This window comes from Kitasatospora sp. NPDC057500, assembly GCF_042802195.1.
GTDB lineage: Bacteria > Actinomycetota > Actinomycetes > Streptomycetales > Streptomycetaceae > Kitasatospora.
On record NZ_JBHVER010000023.1, the window covers coordinates 1 to 25,618 of the forward strand.

The 25,618-nt window shown below is 72.7% G+C and carries 21 protein-coding genes and 1 pseudogene; 17 read left to right on the plus strand and 5 right to left on the minus strand.

Features of this window, described 5'->3' with window-relative positions:
- The 3 genes from ACFU74_RS07685 to ACFU74_RS07695 all read right to left on the minus strand — a co-directional run.
- A partial coding sequence (locus ACFU74_RS07685; RefSeq protein ID WP_380753342.1) for an asparagine synthetase B family protein occupies nucleotides 1-685 on the minus strand: 685 nt, incomplete at its 3' end.
- Nucleotides 685-1,440, minus strand: a complete 756-nt coding sequence (locus ACFU74_RS07690; protein WP_380753345.1) for a hypothetical protein — start codon at nucleotides 1,438-1,440, stop codon at nucleotides 685-687. The genes ACFU74_RS07685 and ACFU74_RS07690, both read right to left, overlap by 1 nt.
- Nucleotides 1,441-1,674: 234 nt before the next feature.
- Nucleotides 1,675-2,613, minus strand: coding sequence for a LuxR C-terminal-related transcriptional regulator (locus ACFU74_RS07695; RefSeq protein ID WP_380753348.1), 939 nt, complete (start codon nucleotides 2,611-2,613; stop codon nucleotides 1,675-1,677).
- Nucleotides 2,614-3,242: 629 nt separating this feature from the next.
- Between ACFU74_RS07695 and ACFU74_RS07700 the strand changes: the two genes are divergently transcribed.
- The 8 genes and pseudogenes from ACFU74_RS07700 to ACFU74_RS07735 form a co-directional block, all read left to right on the plus strand.
- Nucleotides 3,243-4,187 (plus strand): ABC transporter permease, encoded by a 945-nt coding sequence (locus ACFU74_RS07700; RefSeq protein ID WP_380753351.1) that lies wholly within the window; start codon nucleotides 3,243-3,245, stop codon nucleotides 4,185-4,187.
- A gap of 2 nt (nucleotides 4,188-4,189) precedes the next feature.
- Nucleotides 4,190-5,101: an ABC transporter permease gene (locus ACFU74_RS07705; protein WP_380753354.1), complete on the plus strand. Its 912-nt coding sequence runs from the start codon at nucleotides 4,190-4,192 to the stop codon at nucleotides 5,099-5,101.
- Nucleotides 5,098-5,916 carry an ATP-binding cassette domain-containing protein gene (locus ACFU74_RS07710; RefSeq protein WP_380753357.1) on the plus strand — a complete coding sequence of 273 codons (819 nt, stop codon included), beginning with the start codon at nucleotides 5,098-5,100 and terminating at the stop codon, nucleotides 5,914-5,916. The genes ACFU74_RS07705 and ACFU74_RS07710 overlap by 4 nt, the downstream gene beginning before the upstream one ends.
- Complete coding sequence (locus tag ACFU74_RS07715; RefSeq protein ID WP_380753360.1) at nucleotides 5,913-6,716, plus strand: ABC transporter ATP-binding protein; 804 nt, start codon at nucleotides 5,913-5,915, stop codon at nucleotides 6,714-6,716. The genes ACFU74_RS07710 and ACFU74_RS07715 overlap by 4 nt, the downstream gene beginning before the upstream one ends.
- Before the next feature lie 158 nt (nucleotides 6,717-6,874).
- Nucleotides 6,875-8,494: an ABC transporter substrate-binding protein gene (locus tag ACFU74_RS07720; protein ID WP_380753362.1), complete on the plus strand. Its 1,620-nt coding sequence runs from the start codon at nucleotides 6,875-6,877 to the stop codon at nucleotides 8,492-8,494.
- Between the two features lie 25 nt (nucleotides 8,495-8,519).
- Nucleotides 8,520-9,539 (plus strand): LLM class F420-dependent oxidoreductase, encoded by a 1,020-nt coding sequence (locus ACFU74_RS07725; RefSeq protein ID WP_380753364.1) that lies wholly within the window; start codon nucleotides 8,520-8,522, stop codon nucleotides 9,537-9,539.
- A gap of 117 nt (nucleotides 9,540-9,656) precedes the next feature.
- Nucleotides 9,657-10,751, plus strand: a complete 1,095-nt coding sequence (locus ACFU74_RS07730; protein WP_380753367.1) for an LLM class flavin-dependent oxidoreductase — start codon at nucleotides 9,657-9,659, stop codon at nucleotides 10,749-10,751.
- A gap of 101 nt (nucleotides 10,752-10,852) precedes the next feature.
- A pseudogene (locus ACFU74_RS07735) lies at nucleotides 10,853-11,029 on the plus strand (methionine adenosyltransferase); the annotation flags it as partial.
- Nucleotides 11,030-11,443: 414 nt separating this feature from the next.
- Here the strand turns inward: ACFU74_RS07735 and ACFU74_RS07740 are convergent.
- Nucleotides 11,444-12,112, minus strand: a complete 669-nt coding sequence (locus tag ACFU74_RS07740) for a GntR family transcriptional regulator (protein ID WP_380753370.1) — start codon at nucleotides 12,110-12,112, stop codon at nucleotides 11,444-11,446.
- Entirely contained in the window at nucleotides 12,109-13,581 is a 1,473-nt protein-coding gene (locus ACFU74_RS07745) for a chlorohydrolase family protein (RefSeq protein WP_380753372.1), read from the minus strand. Before ACFU74_RS07745 ends, ACFU74_RS07740 begins: the two co-directional genes overlap by 4 nt.
- Before the next feature lie 371 nt (nucleotides 13,582-13,952).
- On the opposite strand from ACFU74_RS07745, the gene ACFU74_RS07750 reads away from it, so the two are divergent.
- The 9 genes from ACFU74_RS07750 to ACFU74_RS07790 all read left to right on the plus strand — a co-directional run bounded on the left by ACFU74_RS07750 (nucleotide 13,953) and on the right by ACFU74_RS07790 (nucleotide 25,616).
- Nucleotides 13,953-14,963, plus strand: coding sequence for an ABC transporter permease (locus tag ACFU74_RS07750; RefSeq protein ID WP_380753470.1), 1,011 nt, complete (start codon nucleotides 13,953-13,955; stop codon nucleotides 14,961-14,963).
- A 127-nt stretch (nucleotides 14,964-15,090) separates the two neighbouring features.
- Entirely contained in the window at nucleotides 15,091-16,809 is a 1,719-nt protein-coding gene (locus ACFU74_RS07755) for an ABC transporter substrate-binding protein (RefSeq protein WP_380753375.1), read from the plus strand.
- Between the two features lie 90 nt (nucleotides 16,810-16,899).
- Nucleotides 16,900-17,901 carry an ABC transporter permease gene (locus ACFU74_RS07760; protein WP_196948965.1) on the plus strand — a complete coding sequence of 334 codons (1,002 nt, stop codon included), beginning with the start codon at nucleotides 16,900-16,902 and terminating at the stop codon, nucleotides 17,899-17,901.
- Nucleotides 17,901-18,914: an ABC transporter ATP-binding protein gene (locus ACFU74_RS07765; RefSeq protein ID WP_380753378.1), complete on the plus strand. Its 1,014-nt coding sequence runs from the start codon at nucleotides 17,901-17,903 to the stop codon at nucleotides 18,912-18,914. The genes ACFU74_RS07760 and ACFU74_RS07765 overlap by 1 nt, the downstream gene beginning before the upstream one ends.
- Nucleotides 18,911-19,885: an ABC transporter ATP-binding protein gene (locus tag ACFU74_RS07770; RefSeq protein ID WP_380753381.1), complete on the plus strand. Its 975-nt coding sequence runs from the start codon at nucleotides 18,911-18,913 to the stop codon at nucleotides 19,883-19,885. The genes ACFU74_RS07765 and ACFU74_RS07770 overlap by 4 nt, the downstream gene beginning before the upstream one ends.
- Nucleotides 19,886-19,907: 22 nt before the next feature.
- Nucleotides 19,908-21,128, plus strand: a complete 1,221-nt coding sequence (locus tag ACFU74_RS07775; RefSeq protein WP_380753383.1) for an amidohydrolase family protein — start codon at nucleotides 19,908-19,910, stop codon at nucleotides 21,126-21,128.
- Nucleotides 21,129-21,681: 553 nt separating this feature from the next.
- Nucleotides 21,682-22,704, plus strand: a complete 1,023-nt coding sequence (locus tag ACFU74_RS07780) for a LacI family DNA-binding transcriptional regulator (RefSeq protein WP_380753386.1) — start codon at nucleotides 21,682-21,684, stop codon at nucleotides 22,702-22,704.
- 5 nt (nucleotides 22,705-22,709) lie between these two features.
- Nucleotides 22,710-24,305: an FAD-dependent oxidoreductase gene (locus ACFU74_RS07785; protein WP_380753473.1), complete on the plus strand. Its 1,596-nt coding sequence runs from the start codon at nucleotides 22,710-22,712 to the stop codon at nucleotides 24,303-24,305.
- Between the two features lie 27 nt (nucleotides 24,306-24,332).
- Nucleotides 24,333-25,616, plus strand: coding sequence for an ABC transporter substrate-binding protein (locus tag ACFU74_RS07790; protein WP_380753389.1), 1,284 nt, complete (start codon nucleotides 24,333-24,335; stop codon nucleotides 25,614-25,616).
- The last annotated feature ends 2 nt before the right edge of the window (nucleotides 25,617-25,618 follow it).

Consider the following 25,618-nt stretch of genomic DNA (forward strand, 5'->3'; position numbering starts at 1 on the left):
GCGACTCCAGCCGCCAGTAGCGGACCTCGGTGGTCGCCGACCTGGTCACCCGTACCAGTCGGCCCGGCCGGACCTCGTTCAGCCCCCGGAAGAGCCCGTGGCCGGCGGTCGGGGCGGCGGGCAGCGCGAAGAGCTCGGCCACCCCCTGGGCGTCCAGCTCGGCGCGGAACAGCGGATTGGCCAGCAGCGCCTTCGGCTCGGAGCCGAACAGCACCCCCGAGCGGTGGGCGTGCCAGTAGAGCGGCTTGATCCCCAGGTGGTCCCGGACCAGCAGCAGTTCCTCATCGCGGGCGTTCCACAGGGCGTAGGCGAAGATTCCGTTGAAGCGCTCGGGGGCGGCGGCGCCCCACTGGAGATGCGAGCGCAGCAGCACCTCGGTGTCCGAGTCCGTCCGGAAGACGTGCCCGTGGGACTCCAGTTCCCGTCGCAGCTCACGGTAGTTGTACAGCTCGCCGTTGTAGCCCAGGACGACCTGCGGGGCGTGCGGGGCGTCCGCCAGCGGCTGCACGCCGCCGTCCAGGTCGATCACCGACAGTCGGCGGTGGCCCAGCGCGAGGTGCCGGGACAGCCACACCCCCTCGGCGTCCGGGCCCCGGCACACCAGGGTGCGGGTCATCTCGCGGACCGTCCGCTCCTCGCGGCGCAGGTCCGCCTCCCAGTCCAGCCAGCCCGTCACACCGCACATCACGCCTCCTGGCGGGGGTCGGAATCGGAAGGGGCCGAGGACTCCCAGCGGCAGCCGTGGCCCGTCGGGCCGCTCAGCAGCCGGACGGCCGGGCGGAAGCCCTTGGCGCGGATGTTGGAGGACACCGCCTCCGTGCAGTACGTGCAGGGGGAGGCCAGGGTGAGGCGGACACCGGAGCGGCGGGCCTGCTCGCGGTAGTCCCAGATGGCGCAGTGGGTGATGGTCAGCGCGGAGTGCTCCGCAGGGTCCTGGCCGGTGCCGTGGTCCTCGTCGAACTCGTAGTCGGAGCCGTACAGTTCGGCCTGGCGGGCGAGGCGGTGCATCGGGTCGGCGGCGCCGCGGCCGTAGTCCGGCTCCACCTCGCGGTGCACCTCGGCGTTCGACCGGGCCCACTCGGCGAGCACCGGCTCGCCGTACCGGGACACCAGGAAGCGCTCCATCAGCGCCTGGCCCCGGAAGAACACCCGCTGCCACTCGGGCGCGCCGGCCGAGCCCTCCTCGGGGAGGTCCGCGAACACGGCGGACTGCAGGGCGAACCAGTCGGTCAGGTGGACCTCGTCCCCACGGGACACCAGGAACCTGGTCAGGCCGGCCTCGGCCTCGTGCAGGCGGCGGCGCCACAGTGCCGAACGCTCGGCGTCCGACATCGAACGGTACGGGGACCGGGGCAGCTCGGGCGGCAGACCGGGGCCGGCCGCCGGCAGAACGGCGGTGGCCGGTGCGGGCGGTACGGCACCCTCGGGCGGAATGCTCAACGGGTCACTCCCTTCGGCGGATCGCGGTGTCGCAACCGTATGAAGGGGGGTGGTGGGGGGAGTAGCCCCGAACGGACCCACTGGTGGCGACGATCGGAGACCGGGAGTGCGCCGAAGGTCGCCCTCGGGGGCGTGCGGTGGCTGGGGTGGGTGGGGTGGTTGCGGGTGGGTTGCGGGTGGGGTGGGGGTCTGGCGCTGCGCGTGGTTCCTCGCGCCCCCGAGGTCGGTGGTGGGTCAGCCGGCCAGGCCGTGGCGGTGGGCGTAGAGGGCGGCGCGGAGACGGTCGGAGTGGCCGGTCTTGCGCATGGCGGAGGTGAGGTGCTTCTTCACGGTGGCCTCCGCGAGGGCGAGTTCGCGGCCGATCTCGGCGTTGCTGAGGCCCCGGGCGAGCTGGGCGAGGACTTCGCGTTCGCGTTCGGTCAGGCCGACCTGCTGGAGGGGTGGTTCGGCGGCCTGGCCGGCCAGGCTGGCGGGGTGGACGCGGGCCGGGGGCGGGGCGGGGAGGAAGACCGAGCCGCCGGCGGCGGCGAGTTGGACGGCGCCGATGATGCGGTCCTCGGGCAGGTCCAGCGGGAAGCAGCCGACGGCGCCGGCCAGCAGGATGCGGCTGGCCTCGGCGGTGGACTCGGCGCGTCTCAGCAGGACGACCCGGGTGTCCGGGGCGCCCTCCGGCCCGCGCAGGGCGGCGGCGGCGGCCAGGTCCTCGCCGAGCGATGCGCCCCGGCCCAGCAGGACGAGGTCCGGCCGGACCCGGCGGACGGCGGCCACGGCGGCGGCCGGGTCCCCGGTGCTGCCGACCACGGTCAGCCCCGGCGCCGTGGCCAGTACGGACCGCAGGCCGGCACTGGCCACGGGGTGCCGTTCGACCAGGAAGACCCGGGTGGCGCCGGCCGCGGCCTCCTCCCTGCCGCACATCGGGTGCCCGCAGTCGCAGGCGGCGGCCGGTGCGGTGGGCTGCGGGCCGGGCTCGGCCAGCAGCTGGTGACCGACGATCAGGTCGAGCGGGTTGTCGATCTCGCTGTGCAGTGCCTCGGCCCCGATCACCGGGCCGACGCCGATGTGGGAGAGCCGGCGGGCGCTGCCCCGGTGCGGGGCCCGGTGCGGATGCGGGTCGCGGGCGCCGGTGGGGAGGGCGCGCTGGGGGGCGTACTGCGACAGGGCGTACTGCGGCATGGCGGGTGCGGTCCCCTCGGACGTGGCGGGCCGGCTCGTGGGCACGGCTGCTGCGGCGGGGCCTGGTACGGAGGTCGCGGGCCGGAGGCGGCGGGCGGCGGGGCGTACGGGCCTGGTGCGGGAGCGCTGCTGCCGGGGTCGGGGCTCGGCGTCAGCGCTGGAGAGCGCGAGGACACAGCTCGTCGAAACACCTGCGGTGCCACGAGCCGCCGATACCGACCAGGGTGAAGCCGGTCCGCCGGATTGCCATGCCATCAGGGTAGTTCCGGGCCTCGTAGCAGGTCAAGGACGGGACGGCGGTCCGGCGGAGGCGGTAGCCGGTTACCCCGCGCGGCCGATCCTATGACCAGGGGTAACAGCATGAATTGCTGACTGGCTGTCAACGCCGCCCATCAGCGACCTTCATGACGTCGGCCTTCCGTCGCCCACCCGGTGCGCCGAGCTGTTCCGACGTACCCCGGACCGTTCCGGCGCGCCCCGGCCCGCCGCCAGGGCCGCCCCCTCGAAGGTCCCCCGCAGACTCCCCGCCGGTGCCACCGGCCCCGTCCGGAAAGGAATTCCGCCATGCCCGCCGCCGACCACCGGACGGCCGCCCGACCCGGCGCGGCCCAGCCCCGAGGGGTGAGCGGATGACCGGGTTCCTGCTGCGCCGCCTGCTGCTCGCGGTGCCGACCCTGCTCGGGGTGACGGTGGTGGTGTTCGCCACGGTGGCCCTGGTACCGGGCGATCCGCTGACCGCGCTGCTGGGGCCGGGCGCCCCGCCGGAGGCCCGCCTCGATCTGTCCGAACGACTGGGCCTGGACGAGCCGTTGCCGCTGCGCTACCTCCACTGGCTGGGCGGGGCGGCCGGCGGCGACCTCGGGGTCTCCGTATCGGCGCAGCGCCCGGTGGCCGAACTGCTCGGCTCCGCGCTCGGCCAGACCCTGCTGCTGGCCGGCGCCGCCTTCCTGCTGGTACTGGCCGGCGGGGTGCTGCTGGGGGCCCTCGGCGCGCTGCGGCCGAACGGCCCGCTGGGCCGGCTCTGCGACGCGCTGGGCACGCTGGCGGTCTCCGCGCCGCAGTACTCGGTGGCGCTGCTGCTGATCGCGGTGTTCGCGGTCAACCTGCGCTGGCTGCCGGCCGGCGGCACCCACGACGTGTTCGGCGGCGGCGGCGCGGGCGACCTGCTGCGCCACCTGGTGCTGCCCGCCGTGGCGGCGGCACTCGTACCGCTGGGCCTGACGGCCAAGGTGTTCCGGGCGGCGCTCTCCGCCGTGCTGGCGGGGGAGTTGGCGGACAGCCTGCGGGCCCGCGGCCTGAGCCGGTTCGCGGTGCTGCGGCACTGCGTGCACAACGCCTCGCCGGCCCTGCTGACCATCGGCGGCCTGCAACTCGCCTACCTGCTGGAGGGCGTGGTCTTCGTGGAGACCCTGTTCGCCTGGCCGGGCGTCGGCCGGCTGCTGTACGACGCGCTGACCGCCCGCGACCTGCCGCTCGTTCAGGGCGGGGTGCTGGTGGTGGCGGTCGCCTTCGTCGGGATCAACCTGCTGGTGGACGCCGCGCACGCGGCGATCGACCCGCGCGTGCGGAGCTGACCGTGACGCTGGCCGCCAAACCCGCCAAACCTGCCGGACCCGCCAAACCCGCCGGACCCGTCGAGCCCGGAGCCGTCCGGCGCGCCCCCCGGGACGTCCTGCTGCTGCTCTCCGCCGGGGCCGCCGCCCTGCTGGTGCTGCTCGCCCTCGGCGCGCCGCTGGTGGCCCCGTACGACCCGGCGGCCGGCTCGCTGGAGGACCGGCTGCTCGACCCGGGCGCCCCCGGCCACCTGCTCGGCACCGACGGCCAGGGCCGGGACGTGCTCAGCCGGCTGATCTGGGCCGGCCGGGCCTCGCTGGTCGGCGGCCTGGTACCGGTGCTGGTGGCCGTCACCGCCGGCACCCTGCTGGGCATCGCCGCCGGGCTGGGCGGCCGGGTCACCGAGCAGGCGCTGCTGCGCACCCTCGACGTGCTGTACGCCTTTCCCGGGGTGCTGCTCGCCATCGCGGTGGCCACCCTGCTGCGGCCCGGCCTGGGCGCCACCGTGCTCGCGCTCTCGGTGGTGCTCACCCCGGCGGTGGCCCGGGTGGCCTTCACCGAGGTGCGGCGCATCCGCACCGCCGAGTACCTGGAGGCCGCCCGGGTCAGTGGGGCCGGCGGGCTGGACCTGGCGGTGCGCCAGGTGGTGCCGGTGGTCGCGCCGGTGGTGCTGGTGTACGCGGCCTCGCTGGTCGGCCTGTCCGTGGTGTACGCGGCTGGGCTGTCCTTCCTGGGCCTGGGCGTGGCGCCGCCCACCGCCGAGTGGGGCGCGATGCTCGACGAGCTGCGCCCCAGCCTGTTCACCCACCCGTGGGTGGCGGTGCAGCCGGCCCTGGTGATCCTGCTGGTCTCGGTGGTCTTCAACACACTCGGCGAGCGGCTGCGCCGACGGATCGGCGACAGCGGAGCACACCTTCCGGAGGCGGGCCGATGAGTGTCCTGGACGTGGCCGGACTGGCCGTGGAGTACCCTGGCGGAGTCCGGGCGGTGGACGGGGTCTCCTTCTCCGTCGACGCGGGCGAGGCGCTGGTCCTGCTGGGCGAGTCCGGTAGCGGCAAGACCACCGCCGCCCGTACGGTGCTCGGCCTGCCCGGGCGCGGGGCCCGGGTCAGCGGCTCGGTGACGCTCTCCGGCACCGACCTGCGGGCCCTGGACGCCCGGAGCTGGTCCCGGGTGCGCGGCGCCCGGATCGGCTACGTCCCGCAGGACCCGACCGGCTCGCTGGACCCGCTGCGCCGGATCGGCCCGCAGCTCGCCGAGGTCCTGCTGCGCCACCGGCGGGCCGACGGCCGCCGGGCCGCCCGGGAGGCCGTGCCCGCCCTGCTCGCCGAGGCCGGGGTGGCGGAGCCGGAGCGCGTCGCCCGCGCCTACCCGCACGAACTCTCCGGCGGGCTGCGCCAGCGCGCGGCCATCGCCATCGCGGTCTGCTGCGGCCCCGAACTGCTGATCGCGGACGAGCCCACCACCGCCCTGGACGCGCTGGTGCGGGGCCGCGTCCTCGACCTCTTCGACGAACTGCGCCGCCGGCGCGGCATCGCCCTGCTGCTGGTCACCCACGATCTGACGGCGGCCCGCCGGATCGGCGGCCGGGTGGCCGTGCTGCGGGCCGGCCGGATCTCCGGCACCGGGCCGACCGAGCAGGTGCTCGGCGCGAGTCCCGCCACCGCCGCCGATGCCGATGCCGATGCCGACCCTGCCTCCGATGCCGCCGACGGCCTGGCGGTCGCCGAACCGGGAGGCCGTCGATGAGCGCCGAGTCCGCCGCCGGCACGCCGCTGCTGGAGGTCACCGAGGTCCGCAAGGGCTTCCGCCGGGGCACCCTCGCCCTGGACGGCGTCAGCCTGCGGGTGGCACCCGGCGAGACGGTCGGCCTGGTCGGCGAGTCCGGCTCAGGCAAGTCCACGCTGGCCCGGCTCGCCCTGGGCCTGCTCGCCCCCGACGAGGGCACCGTCCGGTTCGCCGGACAGGACCCGTACGGGCTGCGCGGGCGGCGGGCCCGGCCCGTCCGAGCCCGGCTCCAGTTCGTGCCGCAGCACCCGCGCGGCTCCCTCAACCCCGCGCTGCGGGCCGGCGAGGCGGTGGCCACCGCGCTGCGCCTGCACGGCACCCCGCGCCGGGAGCGGCCCGCCGCCGTGGCGGAGCTGTTCGGGCAGGTCGGCCTGGGCGCCGAGCTGGCCGCGCGCTACCCCCGGGAGCTGTCCGGCGGGCAGCTCCAGCGGGTGGCCGTGGCCCGGGCCCTGGCCACCCGGCCGGACCTGGTGGTCTGCGACGAGCCGACCTCCGCCCTGGACCCCGCGGTGCAGGAACGCCTGCTGGACCTGCTCGCCGGACTCCAGCAACGCACCGGCCTGGCCTACCTGTTCATCTCGCACGACCTGGCGGTGGTCCGCCGGATCGCGCACCGGGTGCTGGTGCTGAGGCACGGCCGGGTGGTCGAGGAGGGCGGCGCCGACACCCTGTGGTCGGCCCCCGCCCACCCGTACACCCGGGCCCTGCTGGCGGCCGCCGAGTGCGGGACGGCACCCACCCTCCAGGGCGCCCGCGACTGAGCCCGTCCACAACCGCACGTCCCGCCGCCCCATCGCCGCCCTTCCAGCCCCCGACCGCGCGCCCTGCCGCCGCACCTCCGCCGCCGTTCTCCCGTCCCCGTACCGCAGACCCGTCCCCGTCCCCGTACCGCCGACCCGACCAGCGACAAGGAACAGCCATGACGCACCACCGCCCCGCCCGCATCAGCCCCAGAGCCGGCGCGCTGCCGGCCGTCGCCGTCGTGCTGCTCGCCACCGCGGGCTGCGGCTCCGGGGCGGAGGCCCCGGCCGCCGGCGGCGAGGGCCGGGGCGGCACCCTGGTGGTCGGCGCCACCGGCAAGCTGCCCAACCCCGACACCGTGATCGGCGGGGCCGGCTTCGAGGGCAAGCGGCTGGTCAGCTTCCAGATCTACGAGGGCCTGACCCACTACGACCTGTCCGGCACCGACCGCCCGCCGGCCGTCACCGGCGCGCTCGCCGAGTCCTGGAAGGTCGCCGAGGACTCCCGCACCTGGACCTTCAAGCTGCGCAAGGGCGTCACCTTCCAGGACGGCACCCCCTTCGACGCCGACGCCGTGCTGTTCAACCTGGACCGCTACCTCAACAAGCAGAGCGAGAACTACACCGACGCGATCGGCGCCGCCGCCGCGGAGTACGCGGGCTCCATCACCACCTACCGCAAGCTCGACGCCGACCACGTCGAACTGGTCACCAAGGACCCCAACGGCCACTTTCCCGAGGACCTGGCGCACGTCCTGATCGCCAGCCCCACCGCGGTGAGGAAGACCGGCTCCAAGGACTTCGCCAAGCAGCCCGTCGGTACCGGCCCGTTCTCCTTCGTCTCGCACACCGAGGGCCAGCAGATCGAACTGGCCGCCAACAAGTCCTACTGGCGCGGCGCGCCCAAACTGGACCGGCTGATCGTCAAGCCGCTGCCGGACGCCGCCGCCCGCACCGCCGCACTGCGCTCCGGCGGGGTCAACTGGATCGAGTACCCCAACCCTGACGACATCGAGAGCCTCCAGCGGGACGGCGTCCGGATCGCCACCAACAGCTACGACCACATCTGGTACTGGATCCTCGACACCTCCAAGGCGCCCTGGAACGACCCCCGGGTGCGCAAGGCAGCCAACTTCGCCGTCAACCGGCAGGCCATCGCCGAGAAGCTGCTGCGCGGCACCGCCGACCCGGCCCTCCAGGCCGCCCCGCGCGCCACCTTCGCCTACGACCCGGCCGGCGACGCCTACGGCTACGACCCGGCCAAGGCCAAGGCGCTGCTCGCCGAGGCCGGGGTGGCCGGCGGCTTCAGCACCTCCGTCACGGTTCCCACCGGCGGCTCCGGCAACCTGCTGCCCGTGCCGATCTCCGAGGCCATCCAGCGCGACCTGGCAGCCGTCGGCATCAAGGTCGAACTGCGCACCACCGACTGGTCCACGCTGATCGGTGCCGAGGCCAAGGGCCAGGTCGCGCTCGGCTCGGACGCCATCGCGCAGTCCACCACACTGTTCCAGTCCGAGGCGCTGCTTCCGTTGTTCATCGGCTCCAAGAGCCCGTTCTGGACGGGCCACTACAGCAACCCCAAGGTCGACGAACTGCTGAAGTCCGCCTCCGCCCAGCCCGACCAGGCCAAGCGGCAGGCCGACTACCGGCAGGCGCTCTCCCTGGTGACCGCCGACGCGCCCTGGCTGTTCGTGGTCAACGACCGCAACCCGCGCGCCCTCTCGCCCAAGGTGCAGGGCCTGGTGCAGCCGCAGTCCTGGTTCATCGACCTGACCACCGTCTGGGTCGGCAAGCAGTGATCCCCGTACGAGAGAAGGCCGCTCGATGACCACCACGCACGCACCCGACCGCCGCGCCGAGCCGCCGAAGTGGGGCATCACCCTCCCCCTGCCCGGCCTGACCATCGACCGGCACCGCTTCATCGTCGAACGGCTGCCGGAACTCGGGTACACCGACGTCTGGAGCGCCGAGGGCGGCGGCACCGACGCCTTCACCCCGCTGGCCGCCACCGCCGCCTGGTCCCCCTCGCTGCGGATCGGCACCGGCATCGTCCCGGTTCACACCAGGGGCCCCGCCGTACTCGCCCAGACCGCCGCCACCCTGGCCCAACTCGCCCCCGGCCGCCTGCTGCTGGGAATCGGCGCCTCCGTGCCGGCGCACGTCACCGACATCAACGGCATCCCCTTCGACGAACCGTTCAAGCGCACCCGGGACGTGCTGCGCTTCCTCACCCGGGCGCTGCGCGGCGAGCACATCGCCGGGGACTTCGACACCTTCTCGATCACCGGCTACCGGCTGCCGCACCCGCCCGTCGAACCGGTCAAGGTGATCCTGGGCGCGCTGCGCCCCGGCATGCTGAAGCTCGGCTTCAACGAGGGCGACGGCGCGATCACCAACCTGCTCTTCCCCGAGGACGTGCCCAAGGTGCTGGACGCCGTCGGGCCGCAGCCGCCGGGCAAGGAACTGGTGGTCAAGGTGTTCGTCTGTCCCACCGAGGACACCGACTACGCGCACCGGGCCTCCCGGCCGTTCCTGGCCTGGATCCTCAACCGCGAGCCCTACCGCAAGTTCCACGAGTGGCTGGGCCACGGCGAACTGCTGAAGGAGGCCCACGAGCGCTGGGCGGCCGGCGACCCGGAGGGCTCGCAGCGGGCGCTGCCGGACGAGGTGGTCGACGGCCTGTTCGTCTCCGGCTCGCCCGAGGAGTGCCGGGAGCGCATCCTGCGGTACCACCGGCCCGGCGTCACCACCATCCAGCTGTACGTGTCGCTGCCGCCCGAGGTGTTCGTCAGCCGGGCCCGGCTGCTGGACACCCTGGCCCGGCTCGGCCCGGCCGCCGGGTAGCGCCGCCGGGCAGCGCGCCCCGGCCCATGGCACCCGGCCCCTGCCCAGGTACGGCCCGGCAGGGGCCCCGGGCCGGGCGCGCACCCCCCGTACACCCGCGAACGCGGAGGCAGAGCAATGGAGTTGGAGATCCGGGGCGGCGTGAGAGCCGCCCCCGTACACGGCCGGACACCGCGCGAGCGGCAGGCGCTGCGTTTCGCCCCGGACCTGCGGGAGCGCGCCGCCGACCCCGTGCACGTCGCCCGGACGGCCCGCGAGAACGAGGAGGACGGGCTGGACAGCGCCCTCGTGGTGCAGTCCAGCTCCTGGCCGGACCCGTGGCTGGTGGCCACCTGGGCCCTGGCCGCCACCAGCCGGCTGCGGATCGCCGTCGCCCACCGCGTCGGCACCACCGCGCCCACCGTCGCCGCCCGCCAACTGGCCACCCTGGACCGGCTGTCGGGCGGCCGGGCGGCGGCCCACGTGATCGTCGGCTCCAGCGACCTCGACGTCGCCCGGGACGGCGACCTGCTCGGTAAGCAGGACCGCTACCGGCGCGCCGACGAGTACCTCACCCTGCTGCGCCGCTCACTGGCGGCGGAGGAGGAGTTCGACCACAGCGGCGAGTTCTACCGCGTCCAGGGCGCCCGCCCCGGGCTGCGGCCCGAGCCGCGCGGCGAACTGCTCTCCTTCGGGGGCTCCTCCCCGCAGGGCGTACGGCTGGCGGCCCGGCACGCCGAGGTGTACGCCGTACCTGTCCTGCCGCTGCCCGACACCCGCCGCCGGATCACCGAAGTCCGGGAGGCGGCCGCCGGGTTCGGGCGGACGGTGCGGATCTGGCGGCACCTCACCCTGGTGCTGGCCGACACCGACGAGGCCGCCCGGGACAAGGTCCGCGAGCTGCGCCGGGAGGCGCTGCGGCTCACCGCCGGCCCGGACGGCCACCGGTTCGCCCAGGCCGTCGCCCTGGACCGCGACCGCGAGCGGGGCCGGGCCGCCGAGGAGCGGCCGGGAGGGCAGGTGGCCGCCTACGTCCGCCGCTCCTTCGCCGCCGCGTACGCGGGCTCGCCCGCCACCGTCGCCCGCCGGATCAACCTGCTGCGGGCGGCCGGGGTGGACATCGTCCAGCTCGACCTGTCCACCGAGACCGACCAGGACCGGGCCCTGCGGCGGGAACTCGTCGCGCTGCTCCGCTCGCCCGGGGCGGCGGCCGCCCGACGGCGGGGCTGGTAGCCGCGGGCCCGTTCGAACCGCTGTGTACCGCTGCGGTCCGCTGTGAAGCGCCATGAACTGTCATGACCCGCCACGACCTCGGGGACAACCAGATGGCCAAGGTGCGGGAGGAGGTCCTGGAGATCGGCTACGACTCCTCGGGGAAGGGCTTCGACGGGGCGTCCTGCGGTGTGTCGGTGTCGATCGGCGCGCAGTCGCCGGACATCGCGCAGGCTGTGGACACCGCGTACGAGGCCAGGGTCGGAGGCGCCGGCGAGGGCCAGGAGGGGGACGACCTGACCCACGTCCGCCCCACCTCCCCACCCCCACCTGACCGGCCCACCGCCCGGCACCGGACAGACGTCACCGGCGCTCCGTCCGGTACCGGGTCACCCCTGCCCGGTGCGCCACCCGAGCGACCGGATGGCCGGCCGACCGGCCGACCGGCAGCACCGGACACCGCGCCGGGTTCCACGACAGCCGACAGGAGACCGATGCCCGGCCGGCTCGCCCCGCCGCAGGCCGAGCCCATGCCCTCGGCCGTACCGAGGCCGAGGGCCGGGCTGCTGTTCTGGGCCGTCGCCCAGTGGCCGCTGGCGGGGACGAGGTCGCGCTCGACGCACGCGGCTACGTCTTTGCGCGGCCTCCGGAGCGGTGCGACCGCCGGACCGTCCCGTGGCTCGGGAGGACCTCCGGGCATCGCGGGAACCGGGCTAGGCGGGCGGGAGCACCTCCGAGAGCGCCTGCAGGACCGGTTCGCGGCGGATGTCGATGTGGGCGTAGGCGAGCGCTTCGGCGAGTTGGGGGCGTCCGGAGTAGATCACGCGGCAGATCTCCCGGTGCTCCTCGCAGTGCAGATGCGGGCCCGCCTCGGTGGAGGTGAGGCGGAACAGCCAGTGCATGAGACCGAGGGAGGGCTGGAGGGAGGCCTGCAGCAGCCGGTTGCCGGTCATGGTGATGATCTCGGCGTGGAAGGCGGTGTTGGCGGCGGCGATGCCGGCGGCGTCGCCGCGCCGTGTCGCCTCCTCGGCCCGGTCCATGATCTGCTGCAGCTCGGGAGGGCGGTGCCCCTGGGCGCAGCGCTCGGTGGCCCGGCGTGCGGCGAACACCTCCAGGCTCAGACGCAGGTCGAACAGCTCGTCCACGTCCCGGAGGGTCAGCTGGCGTACGGTTGCGCCGCGCCGCGGCTCGGTGACGACCAGGCCCTCCGCGGCGAGCCGCACGAGTGCCTCGCGCACCGGGATGCGGGAGACGCCGAGGGTCTCGGAGAGTTCGCGCTCCCGCAGCCGGGATCCCTGCGGATAGCTGCCGGAGTGGATCCCGGCCCGGATGGACGCTTCGGCACGGTCCACGTGCGTCGAGGTGGAGGGTTCGGCGGTCATGCCTGGATTCGGAAGTCGGGGAAGGTGGGCGGGAAGAGGGTGTCGGCGTCGCGGCCCATGACGTCCCGTTCGCCGTAGGCCGCCCGCATCTTATCGAAGAGGCCCTGGGCCTGCCGCCGGAGGGCCGGGAGGTCGATGCCGGGGAGCGCGCGGTCCACGAGGACCGGCCGGCCCGCGACGACGGAGTGGGTGGCCTGCCGGGCGGTGCCGCTGAGGAGGAAGGTGCGTACGGGGTCGTCCTGGACGCCGTCGCGGATGTCCCCGAGGTCGAAGGCGACGAGGTCGGCCTGCGCGCCGGGCTCGAGCCGTCCCAGGTCGGCGCGGCCCAGCGCGCGGGCGCCGCCGAGGGTCGCGGCCTCGACGTAGTGCTCGGCCGGGGCCGCGTCGAACCGGTCGTCGACGATCTTCGCGAGGTGCACGCCGACGTCCATCCCGCGGACCAGGTCGGGCGGGAAGGAGTCGGTGCCGAGGCAGAGGTTCACGCCGGCCGCCCGGTACGCGCCGAAGGAGTGCAGGACCGACCCGTAGCGCAGGGACGTCAGCGGGCAGTGCACGACGGACACGCCGGCCCGGGCCAGCCGTTCCAGATCGCCGCGGTCCTCGCCGTGCACGGACGGATGGCGGTCGACGAGCACGGTGTGGGGGATGAGCAGCCTGGTTCCGAACAGGCCGGTGTCCTCGATGAGTTGGATGGGCGTCGTGCCGTGCAGACGCTCGACCACGTCGCGTTCCAAGGCGCCCTGCAGGGCGTGCAGCCGCACCAGGACATCGCGGCGCTTCGCGATGTCCGCCGTCTCACGGAGCAGTTCCGCGGTCAGGGTCTCGATGCGGCACGGCAGCAGGACGCCGGTGAGCAGCGGGTCCGCGAGCCGGTCGAGGTGGTCGAGGAAGCGGACGGCGTCCCGGAGGCCGGCGCGGCCCCGCTCCTCGTCGAAGGCCACGTCCCGGCCGCCGTCCGGCAGCGCCACGTTGACGCCGGAGCGGTAGGCGGGCCCGAGGTAGCCGCGCAGCCCGATGCGGCGCGAGGTCTCGGCCATCGCCACGAGCTCGTCGTACGGCTCGGCCCAGGAGCTGTGCACCTCGGAGGCGATCGGCATGTAGGTGGTGATGCCGTGCAGGGCCAGCTGCGCCAGGGCGTACTCGCGCACGATGCGCCGCTCGTCGGGGGTGAAGACATCGTGGCGGCGGTGGCCGAAGTAGTCCTGGGACCACTGCAGCCCGCCGCCCATGGTGGGGCCGTGCCAGGAGTCGAGGACGAGGTGGTCGATGTCGGTGAGCGCGTCCAGGTCGATCAGACCGGGCATGACGAGCGATTCGCCGAGGTCCACCTCGGTGTCGACCGGGCCTTCGTAGCGCCCGCCGACATGGACGATGACGTCGTTCTCCCACACCACCTCCCCGTCGCGCAGCAGCGCGTGGCCGCCGTTCTGGTGGGCGAGTACGTGACGGGCGCGCCAACGCGTGCGCATGTGACCTCCTGAAGGCTGTCGGACACGGACAACCTAGAGCCTGGCATACCAAACGAGGAAGGGGCTGGCTTCCGGTGTTCTGATCGTGAGACGGAGTGCGACGCGTTCCGGCTTGGCCGGCCGTTCGGCCAGGTTTGCTATTTCCGCAGGTCAGAGTGCACATTGGCGGCCTCTTTGGAGAGCGGAGGAGGCCGAAACCGGCACGCCGTGGGATTTTTCGGTCGCGTCAGGTCTGGTGGCAGCTCCGAATTTCGGTATACCGTCCGGGGCACCCCCACCCCCTTGAGCGCCGGAGGACCGACGTGTTGGATCCGCATGTGCCGCCGAGCCGGACGCCCCGTGCCGACCCGTCGGAGCCCACTGCCGAGCAGGTGGCCACGCTCTCCCCGCCGTCCGCCACGACGCCCCCGGCACCCCCCGCCGCCGAGCAGGCCGGCGCCCGCACCCTCCTGGGCACGGCCTGGCTGCGCATCCGGCGCAGCCGCGTCGCCGTCGGCTCGCTGGTCGTGGTGGCCCTGATCGTGCTGTTCGCGGTCCTGGCCCCGGTGCTGTCTGCCATCGAGGGCCAGGACCCGTACACCTCCCTGACCGGGCCCGACTACCTCGACGAGGTCGACACCCCGGGCCTGCCGCTGTCCTACTACCGGTACCCGTCCACGGACCACTGGCTGGGCCTCGAACCGGGCCTGGGGCGCGACATCTTCGCGCGGATGGCCCACGGCGCCCGGATCTCGCTGGTCATCGCGCTGCTGTCCACGATGGTGTCGGTGTTCCTCGGCACCGTGATCGGAGCGGCCGCCGGGTACTTCGGCGGCAAGGTCGACATGGTGATCAGCCGGGTGATGGACCTGTTCCTGGCCTTCCCGCACCTGCTGCTCGTCCTGTCCCTGACCCCGATCCTGCAGTCCCGCCTCGGCGGCACCGCGCTCGACTCCGGAAGCCTGCTGCCGGTGGCCTCACTGGTGATCATCCTGGGCTTCTTCGGCTGGGCGTACCTGGCCCGCGTGGTGCGCGGACAGGTGCTGTCCCTCCGGGAGCAGGAGTTCGTGGAGGCCGCCCGGGCCTACGGCGCGTCCCGGCGCAGCATCATCTTCCGGCAGATCATCCCGAACGTGATGGGTGTCGTGCTGGTCTACGCGACCATGCTGATCCCCACCAACATCACCGCGGAAGCGGCCCTGTCCTTCCTGGGCGTCGGCGTCAAGGACCCCACGCCCTCGTGGGGGCAGATCCTCAACGCGGCCCAGGCCGGCAACTGGTACCTGTCCGACCCGTGGTTCCTGGCCGTCCCGGCGGGCGCCCTCGTGATCACGGTGCTGGCCTTCAACCTGCTCGGCGACGCCGTCCGTGACGCGCTGGACCCGAAGTCCTCCCGCCACTGAACCCTCGCCCCGCCCGCTCTCCCACCCGTTCCGAGCCCCTTCCGGCTTCGAGCCCTCATGCGCTTGGAGCCCCCACTCGTGGCGTTCGACGCCTCTCCCACCCTCACCCACCCACGAGGAGCCCCCAGTGCAACGACGCATCGCAGCGGCAGTCGCCCTGTCCCTGACCACCGCGATGGCCCTGACCGCCTGCAGCGGCAGCAAGCCCGCCCCCGGCGCCGGCGCCAAGAGCGCAACCGGCACCTTCGACCCCGTGCACGTCGGCAAGGGCTTCAGCACCAAGGGCGGCAACGTCAACGTCCTGATGTCCACGGACTTCCAGACGCTGGACCCCGGCAACAGCAACTACGTGCAGACCGCCAACGTGGGCCAGCTCTACTACCGCACGCTGACCATGGCCAAGGAGACGGCGGGAGCGCCGCCCACGATCGTGCCGGACCTCGCCACCGACCTCGGCACCCACTCCGAGGACGGCCTGACCTGGACGTACACCTTGCGCGAGGGGCTGAAGTTCGAGGACGGCACCCCGATCACCAGCAAGGACATCAAGTACGGCGTCGAGCGCACCTACGCACGCGACGTCTACACCCAGGCGCCGCAGGAGCTGAACTCCGTGCTCTCCGACGACACCTACAAGGGTCCCTACAGCGGCGGCGACTTCAAGGGCATCGACACCCCGGACGACCGCACGGTCGTCTTCCACCTCAAGCAGCCCTTCGCCGAGTTCCCGGCGCTGGTCTCGCGGTCGAACACGGCGCCGGTGCCCAGGGGCGCGGACACCAAGCTGGACTACACCAACCACCCCGTCTCCTCCGGCCCGTACAAGATCAAGTCCTACCAGCGCGGCCGGGCGATGCAGCTCGTCCGCAACGAGCAGTGGGATCCCGCCACCGACCCCAACCGGCCGGCCCTGCCGGACACGTTCACCTTCAGCCTCTCCACCGCGCAGGCCACCATCAGCCAGCAGCTGATCGCCGACTCCGACCCGACGGCCGTCACCCTGGACAGCAACGGCGGCCTCCAGGTCTCCGACGCCGCGCAGCTCAACACACCCGAGGTGAAGAAGCGCACCGCCGCCGGCCTGCTCGGCTGCACCGACGTCCTGGACCTCAACACCCGGACGATCACCGACCCGCAGGTCCGCAAGGCCATCGCCCTGTCCATCGACCGCAGCGCCATGCACCTGCAGTACGGCGGCACCCGGTTCGGCGCGCTCGCCCAGTCCTACATCAACCCGGCGCAGCGCGGCTACGTCGAGCAGCACACCGCACTGGACCCGTCCGGCAAGCCGAACCCGGACGAGGCCAAGAAGCTGCTGGAGGGCAAGACCTACCCCAAGAAGCTGGTGTACGGCTACGCCGACAGCAGCCCCCGCTACAAGAACATCGGCACGACCCTGCAGCAGAACCTCAAGCAGCTCGGCATCGACCTGGAGCTGCGCCCCATCCCGGCGGCCAACTACTTCACCACCCTGGCCGGCGACCAGATGCCCGACATCGCCCGCAGCGGCTGGTGCGGCGGCGCCGACAGCGGCTCGGTCCGCACCACGATCGACCCGAACCTCGGCCCGAGCGTGGACGGCACGACCTACGGCTTCTCCAACGTCCCGCGCTACTACGACCCGGAGGTCTCCCGGGCCATGTACGAGCTGCGGGGCGCCAACGGCACCAGCGAGGAGCTGGGCAAGAAGTGGGCGACCCTGTTCGACCGCGCCATGCAGGACTACCCGCTGGTGCCGCTCGTGCGCACCTACACCAACAGCGTCGTCGGCTCGAAGGTCCGCGGCGCGCAGGTGGGCTACTTCTTCGGCGGCATCGACCTGTCGACCGTCGGCGTCGAACGCTGACGCCCACCCCGCCACCCGACGCGACCACCCGCCTTCGCAGCCCATGAGAGGTACCACGGTGAGTTCCCTGCGAGCCGACAGGCCACGCCCATGACCGGATTCCTGCTGCGGCGTTCCGCCGCGATGATCGCCCTGCTGCTCGTCATCAGCTTCGTGACGTTCAGCCTGTTCCAGCTCGGTCCCGCCGACCCGGCCGCGGCGGCCTGCGGCCAGGAGTGCACCCCCGCCCGCGTGGCCGAGGCCCGGGTCGCCCTCGGGATGGACAAGCCGTTCCTCACCCAGTACGCCGACTACATGTCCGGCCTGCTGCACGGCCGGATGATCGGCGCGCCCGGCACCGAGACCCTCTGTGAATGGCCGTGCCTCGGCAAGTCGTTCCAGACCAACGAGGACGTCACGGCCGTCCTCGAACGGGCCCTGCCGTACACGCTCTCCGTGGCGGGCGGCGCGATCGTCCTGTGGACCGTGGTCGGCGTGGGCCTGGGCCTGCTCGCCGCGCTGCGCAAGGGCCGGTTCACCGACAAGCTGATCGTGGGCGCCGCCTCGGTCGGTGTGTCCCTGCCCATCCCGGTGACGGGTCTGTTGCTGCTGCTGGTCTTCGTCAGCACGCTGGACGTGCTGCCGTTCACCACCAACGCCATCTCCTCGCCGTTCGGCGCCGCCGGCCCGGGCGCCTGGTTCCTCAACTACCTGCTGCCGTGGGTCGCGCTGGCGGTGCTGTTCAGCGCGCAGTACATCCGTGTCACCCGGAGCAGCATGCTGGAGACCTTCGGCGAGGACTTCATGCGCACGGCGCGCTCCAAGGGCCTGGCGCGGCGCGGCATCGTCCTGCGCCACGGCGCCCGGGCCGGCCTCACCCCCATCGTCACCATGCTCGGACTGGACATCGGACTGCTCCTCGGCGGCGCCGTCCTCACCGAGCAGATCTTCTCCGTCCCCGGGGTCGGATTCACCGCGGTGCACGCCGCACAGTCCGGTGACCTGCCCGTGATCATGGCCATCACGATGGTGGCCGCGTTCTTCATCATCGTCTCCAACGTGGTCGTCGACGCCGTCTACGCGGTCATCGACCCGCGAGTGAGGGCTGCCTGATGACCACACCACACGCCGCGCCCCTGCTGGACATCCGCGATCTGCGGGTGAGCTTCCCGACCGACGACGGCCTCGTCCACGCGGTCAACGGGATGGACCTGAGGCTGTCGCGCGGGGAGACCGTCGGGATCGTCGGCGAGTCCGGCTCCGGCAAGACCGTCACGAGCCAGGCGCTGATGGGCCTGCTCAAGGACACCTCGGCCGTCGTCACCGGGCAGATCCTGCTCGACGGGCAGGACCTCAACGCGCTGACCGAGGCGCAGATGCGCGCCTACCGGGGCAAGAAGATCGCGATGATCTTCCAGGACCCGCTGTCCGCGATGCACCCCTTCTACCCGGTCGGCGTGCAGATCGCCGAGGCCTACCGGGTGCACAACACCGTGACCAGGAAGGCCGCGGCGGCCGCCGCCGTCGACATGCTCGGCCGGGTCGGCATCCCCGACCCGAGGAGGCGCTACGACGCCTATCCGCACGAGTTCTCGGGCGGCATGCGCCAGCGCGCGATGATCGCCATGGCCCTGGTCTGCGAACCGGAGCTGCTGATCGCCGACGAGCCCACCACCGCCCTGGACGTCACCGTGCAGGCGCAGATCCTCGACCTGCTCAGCGAGCTGCAGGCGGAGACCGGCACCGCGGTGATCATGGTGACCCACGACCTCGGTGTGGTCGCCGAGGTGTGCCACCAGGTCGTGGTGATGTACGGCGGGCTCTGCGTCGAGCGGGCCACCGTCGCCGACCTGTTCAAGGAGCCCCGGCACCCCTACACCCAGGGCCTGCTGGACTCCATGCCGTCGCTGACGGGCACCGGCGAGCGGCTGCGTCCGATCCCGGGATTCCCGCCCTCGCTCCTGGCCCTGCCCGAAGGCTGCCTGTTCGCCGACCGGTGCCCCCACACCGGCCTGGTCCCCGACGACGCCTGCCACACCCGCCGGCCCGAGCCGGCCGGCCCCGCGGCGCACCCGTCGCGCTGCCACCTGACCCGCCCGCAGCCGGCCCGAGAGGTGGCCCGATGACGCCGTTGCTCGAAGTGACCGACCTGACGAAGCACTTCCCGGTCCGCTCCGGAGCCTTCCGTTCCGGCGTCGGCGTCAAGGCCGTCGACCGCGTCAGCTTCTCGGTCGACGCCGGCCAGACCCTCGGCCTGGTGGGGGAGTCGGGCTGCGGCAAGTCCACCACCGGACGCATGCTCATGCGGCTGCTTCAGCCCACCTCCGGCAGCATCCGGCTGGACGGCCGCGAGATCTCCGAGCTGCGCCGCTCCGACCTCCAGGAGTACCGGCGGCAGGTGCAGATGGTCTTCCAGAACCCGTCCTCCTCGCTCAACCCGCGCCAGTCCGTGGGCAGCGCGATCGCCGCCCCCCTGCTGGCCCAGCGGATCACGCCGCGCGGCGGCGTCAAGGCGGCCGTGCGGGACCTGATGGACCGGGTCGGGCTGCGTCCCGACCACTACAACCGGTTCCCGCACGAGTTCTCCGGCGGCCAGAAGCAGCGCGTGGGCATCGCCCGGGCGCTCGCCCTGAACCCGCGGCTGATCATCTGCGACGAACCGGTCTCCGCACTGGACGTGTCCGTGCAGGCCCAGGTGATCAACCTGCTGGAGGACATCCAGCGGGAAACCGGCGTCGCCTACGTGTTCATCGCCCACGACCTGTCCGTGGTCAAGCACTTCGCCCACCGCGTCGCCGTGATGTACCTGGGCCGGATCATGGAGCACGGGGAGACCCGCGAGGTGTTCGACACCCCCCGGCACCCCTACACCCGGGCGCTGCTGTCGGCGGTCCCGAAGGCGGACCCGGCCGCGGACCGCAGCGGGCGCATCCGGCTGACCGGCGACCTGCCCAGCCCCACCGACCCGCCCTCCGGCTGCGTGTTCCGCTCGCGCTGCCAGTTGCGGCCGCGTCTCGATCCCGAACGCGCCGCCCTGTGCGCCGACAGCGTGCCGGGCGGCACCATCGCCTGCCACCACCACACCACAGGAATGTGACCACAGAAAGGTGACGACAACCGTGCTGATCCGTAACGTCCGCCCTTGGGGCGGCGAGCCCAGCGACGTGGAAATCTCCGGCTCCCGCATCGCCGGGATCCGCCCGTACGACCCCGCGGCCTCTTCGGTCCCTGCCGCGGGGGAGGTGGTGGAGGGCCGCGGCAGGCTGCTGCTGCCGTCGTTCAGCGACGTGCACGTCCACCTCGACTCGACCAGGATCGGCCTGCCGTTCAGGCCGCACACCGGAGGCCCGGGGGTGTGGACGATGACGATGAACGACCGGGACAACTGGCGCTCGGCCGAGGTGCCGCTCACCGAACGCGTCGCCGGCACGCTGGAGCGGATGATCGCCCACGGGACGACGCGGGTGCGCTCGTACGCGCAGGTCGACGTGGACTGCAAGCTTGAGAAGTTCGAGGCCGTGGTGGCCGCGAAGGAGAAGTTCGCGGGCCGGGCCGACGTCCAGATCATGACCTTCCCGCAGGCCGGCATCCTCCGCGAGGAGGGCACCGTCGACTACCTGGAGGCCTCGCTGAAGGCGGGCGCGGAGGTCATGGGCGGCATCGACCCCTGCACCCTGGACCGCGATCCCAGGAAGCACCTGGACATCGTGTTCGGCCTGGCCGAGAAGTACCAGGTCGAGGTCGACATCCACCTGCACGAGCCCGGCCACCTGGGCGTGTTCTCCACCGACCTGGTCATCGAGCGCACCCGGGCCCTCGGCATGCAGGGCAAGGTCACGATGTCGCACGCCTACGAACTCGGCTCGGTCGGCGAGTCCGTCAGCCGCCGCATCATCGACGAGTTCGCCGAACTCGACATCGCCATGGCCACCGTGGCGCCGTCCGGCCGCGGACACCTGTCGCTGGTGGACCTGGTGGAGGCGGGCGTGCGGATCGGCCTCGGCGAGGACGGCCAGCGCGACTACTGGAGCCCCTACGGCAACTGCGACATGCTCGACCGCACCTGGCAGCTGGCCTTCGTCAACAACTTCCGGCGCGACGACCTGATCGAGATGTCCCTGGCGGTCGCGACCCTCGGCGGTGCCTCGATCATGGCCCACGAGGTGCCCCGCCTGAAGGGAACCACCGACCGGCCCGGCCTCGCGGTCGGCGACCGTGCCGACCTCCTGCTGGTCGACGGCGAGACCCCGACCAGCGCGGTCATGGACCGCGGCACCGACCGCACGGTCCTCCACGACGGGGTGGTCGTCGCGGACCAGCTGTCCTTGACGAACGCCTGACCGGCGGGAGGCCGCGCAGCCGCCAGGCCCCGCCGACCTTCGGCGGGGCCTGGCGCGTCGCGCGGGACCAACCTCCCTGTGATGACGACGCGGCCTCAGACGGCGAAACAGTGTGCACGTCGATCTGGCTATCGGCTCGACCGCCATCAGCCGGTTCCACGCCTTGGTGGCGACCACGATGTTGTCGTAGTTCAGGAATAAGTCGACCGACATCGAGTCGTGGAAGATCCAGTTGCGGGGCCTCAGCAGCGAGTAGAAGCCGTCGACGGTGTCGGCCACGAGATCAGCCTGCTGCTGAAGAGCGGCGAGGTCCGGCCGCCTGTCGGCCGGCCTGAGCCACTGTGAACGGACGCCGGCCACCTCGGGAACGCGAGGGCGGGGCAGATCGATCGTTGTTCCGACATGTCGGCCGCCTGACCTGAATCTTCAAGATCCCTGCAAAACCCGCCGGGACCGTTGACACCGCGTTAACGGCCCGAGTAGCGTCACTGATCATCGCGCTGATAATACGTATTATCAGCGACGGCTTCGCAGCCTCCGGAGGAGTTCCCCCGTGTCAAGGATCACGCAGCGTGACATCGCTCGCCTCGCCGGCGTAAGCCAGGCGGTGGTCTCGCTCGTGCTGAACAACAGGACCGACGCGACGACCCGCATCGCTCCCGAGACCAGACAGCGCGTCCTCGACGTGATCCGGGAGACCGGGTACGCGGCCGACCCCGTGGCCCGCCGCATGGTGCGTCAGCTCAATCAGATCATCGGCGTGTTCACCTACGAATCGGTGTTCCCGAGCACCAGCGCCGACTTCTACTACCCGTTCCTGCGTGGCATCGAGGAGTGCGCCGAGCAGCTCAGGTGTGACCTGCTGCTGTTCACCAGCGCTCCGGTCATCGACGGGCGGCGCAAGGTGTTCCACGAGAACAACCGGCTGCGGATCGCCGACGGCTGCATCCTCCTCGGCCGGGACATACCGCACGACGAGCTGGCCCGGCTGAATCGCGAGAACTACCCGTTCGTGGCCGTCGGCCGCCGCGACGACGCGGGTGGCCCGGTGCCCTGCGTGGGGGCGGACTACGCCGCCGCCACCCGGAAGCTGGTCGAGCGGGCCCGGGAGCTCGGGCACCGGGAGTTCGCCTACGTCGGGGCGGGGGAGGGAGCGGAGTCCGCCGACGACCGGATGAAGGGGTTCCGCGCCGGCACCCGGGGGAGCGGCCGGCACGAGCCGACGGCCGGCCGATCCGCGGGGGAGACCCTGGACGCGCTGCTCGCCGCCGGGGTCACCACCGCCGTGGTCGAGGGCTACGCCGACGGGGTCGCGCTGATCCGGGCGGCCCGCGAGCGAGGCGTCGACGTGCCCGGTGACCTGTCGGTCGTGGTGACCGGCGTACCGGCCGATTCGGCGGACGCCGACATCAGGAGCACCGGCTTTCGCATTCCGCGCCGGGAGATGGGCTGGCAGTCGGTGGAACTCCTCGCAGCCTTACTGGAGGACCGGTCGACCACCACGCTCCAGCGGCTTCTGCCATGCCACTTCGTCGAGGGGCAGACCCTCGGTGAACCGAGAAAGGACCGTTCTTGACCGAGATACGCAGTGACGTGCTGGTGGTCGGCGGAGGGCTGGGCGGCGTCGCCGCGGCGCTCGCCGCCGCCCGCGCCGGCCGGACCGTGGTGCTGACCGAGGAGTTCGACTGGATCGGCGGGCAGCTCACCAGCCAGGCGGTGCCGCCGGACGAGCATTCCTGGGTGGAGCAGTTCGGCGTCACGGCGAGCTACCGCGCCCTGCGCGACGGCATTCGCGACTACTACCGCCGGCACTACCCGCTCACCGAACGGGCCAGGGCCCGCCTCGAACTGAATCCCGGTGGGGGCTGGGTGAGCAAGCTCTGCCACGAACCGCGGGTCGCGGTGGCGGTCATCGAGGCGATGCTCGCGCCCTACCGCGCCAGCGGGCGGCTCACCGTCCTCCAGCCGTACCGGCCGACCGCCGCCGACACCGACGGCGACCGGGTGACCGCGGTGACCCTGACCCACCGCGACACCGGCGAGAAGGTCCACGCCACCGCCTCCTACGTGCTGGACGCCACCGAGACCGGCGACCTGCTGCCCCTCACCGGCACCGAGTACGTCACCGGCTTCGAGTCCGCCGCCGACACCGGCGAGCCGAGCGCCCCGCAGGTAGCCCAGCCGCTGAACATGCAGGCCGTATCGGTGTGCTTCGCCATGGACCACGTCGACGGCGACCACACCATCGACAAGCCCGCGGACTACGACTTCTGGCGGTCCTACCGGCCCGAGGTGTGGGGCGGACCGCTGTTGTCCTGGCAGTACCCGCACCCCAGGACACTGGAGCGGGTCGGGCACGACTTCAGCCCCAACCCCAGCGACGACCCGCTGGCCGTCAACGCCGACCAGCGCGTCAATCCCGGCAACGCCAACCTGTGGACGTTCCGCCGGATCGCCGCCCGACGCACCTTCACCGACGGCGCGTACCCCAGCGACATCACCCTGGTCAACTGGCCGATGATCGACTACCTCGAAGGACCGGTCCTCGACGTCCCCGACGCCGCCGACCACCTGCGCCGGGCCAGGGAGCTGAGCTTCGCCTTCCTGTACTGGATGCAGACCGAGGCGCCCCGCCCGGACGGCGGCACCGGATTCCCGGGGCTGCGGCTGCGCGGCGACATCACCGGCGGCACCGACGGCCTGGCCCAGGCCCCGTACATCCGCGAGGCGCGCCGGATCAAGGCCGACTACACCGTCGTCGAGCAGGACCTCTCGCTCGCCGTCCGAGGGGAGCGGGGCGCCGTGCGCTACCTGGACTCCGTCGGCCTCGGCATGTACCGGATCGACCTGCACCCCTCGACGGGCGGCGACAACTACATCGACGTCGGCTGCAGCCCGTTCGAGATCCCGCTGGGCGCGCTCCTCCCGCAGAGGGTCGAGAACCTCCTGCCCGCCGGCAAGAACATCGGCACCACCCACATCACCAACGGCGCCTACCGGGTCCACCCGGTCGAGTGGAACATCGGGGAGGCCGCCGGCGCGCTCGCCGCCTTCTGCCTCGCTCACGGGACCGGCCCCCGCGCGGTCAGGGAGACCCCCGAGCTGCTCTCGGCTTTCCAGGACCAGCTCATCGCGGCCGGCGTCGAACTGCGCTGGCCCGACGTCACGGGCTACTAGGCCCCACGCACCACCGAGGAGAACACCATGTCGATTCGAAGAGGGCTGGCCACGGTCGCCGCCGCGATGTCCGCAACGCTCGTCCTGGCCGCGTGCGGTGGAGAGGGCTCGGAGGGCGAGAAGGGGCCGGTGAGCCTGCGGATGACGGTCTGGACCTCCAACAAGCCGCACCTGACGCTCTTCAACGAGATCGCCGCCGAGTACCTGGCGGCCCACCCCGAGGTCAAGGACATCAAGTTCGACCCGCTGCCGTTCGACAGCTACAGCACGGCGCTCACCACCCAGATGACCGGCGGCAACGCCCCCGACCTCGCGTGGGTGTTCGAGACGGACGCGGCCGACTTCGTCAGCTCCGGGGCCCTGGTGCCGCTCGACGACACCCTGAAGCAGACCAGCGGCTACCAGTACGAGGACCTGATCCCGAGCACCACCAAGCTCTGGAAGCGCGACGACAAACTGTACGCGTACCCGTTCTCCACCTCGCCGTTCGGTGTCTTCGTCAACCACGACCTGCTGAAGCAGGCCGGACAGCAGACCCCGGACGAGCTCATCGCGGCCGGCAAGTGGGACTGGGCGACCGTGCTCGCCGAGGGCGCCGAGGTGCACCGCTCCACCGGCAAGGCCGGCGTGGTGATCCGTGACTTCGAGTACAAGGAATGGGGCAACGCGGCCACCTTCTGGGGCGGCTGGAAGGCCGAGCCCTGGAGCGCCGACGGCAGGACCTGCACCTTCGACAGCCAGCCGATGGTCGACGCGATGACCGCCCTGCACAAGGGGATCTTCGAGGACAAGGCGATGCCGGGCCCCGGCGAGTCCGCCGACTTCTTCACCGGCGACGCGGCGATGACCATCACCCAGATCAGTCGGGCCTCGCTGCTGGACGGCGCCAAGTTCGACTGGGACCTGGTGCCGCTGCCGGCCGGACCGGGCGGCGACTACTCGGTGATCGGCCAGGCCGGCATAGGCGTGGTCAAGCGGGGCGGCCACACCAAGGAGGCCAAGGACTTCCTCGCCTACTTCACCAACCCGCAGAACTCCGCCAAGCTCGCCGCCTACTTCCCGCCGCCCCGGGAGTCCCAGCTCACCGCGGAGAACCTGGCCAAGACCAACCCGCTGCTGAAGAACGACCAGCTCGAAAGCGTGGTCGTCAGCGGCGTCAAGAAGGGTGCGGTCAAGCCGGGCCACACCGGCCAGGCCGAACTCGCGCAGCGGGTCCGCGCCGGACTGGACCCGCTGTGGACGCCGAACGCCGACGTCAAGGGCGTTCTCGGCGACCTGTGCAAGAACATCTCCCCGCTGCTGGGGAAGTGACC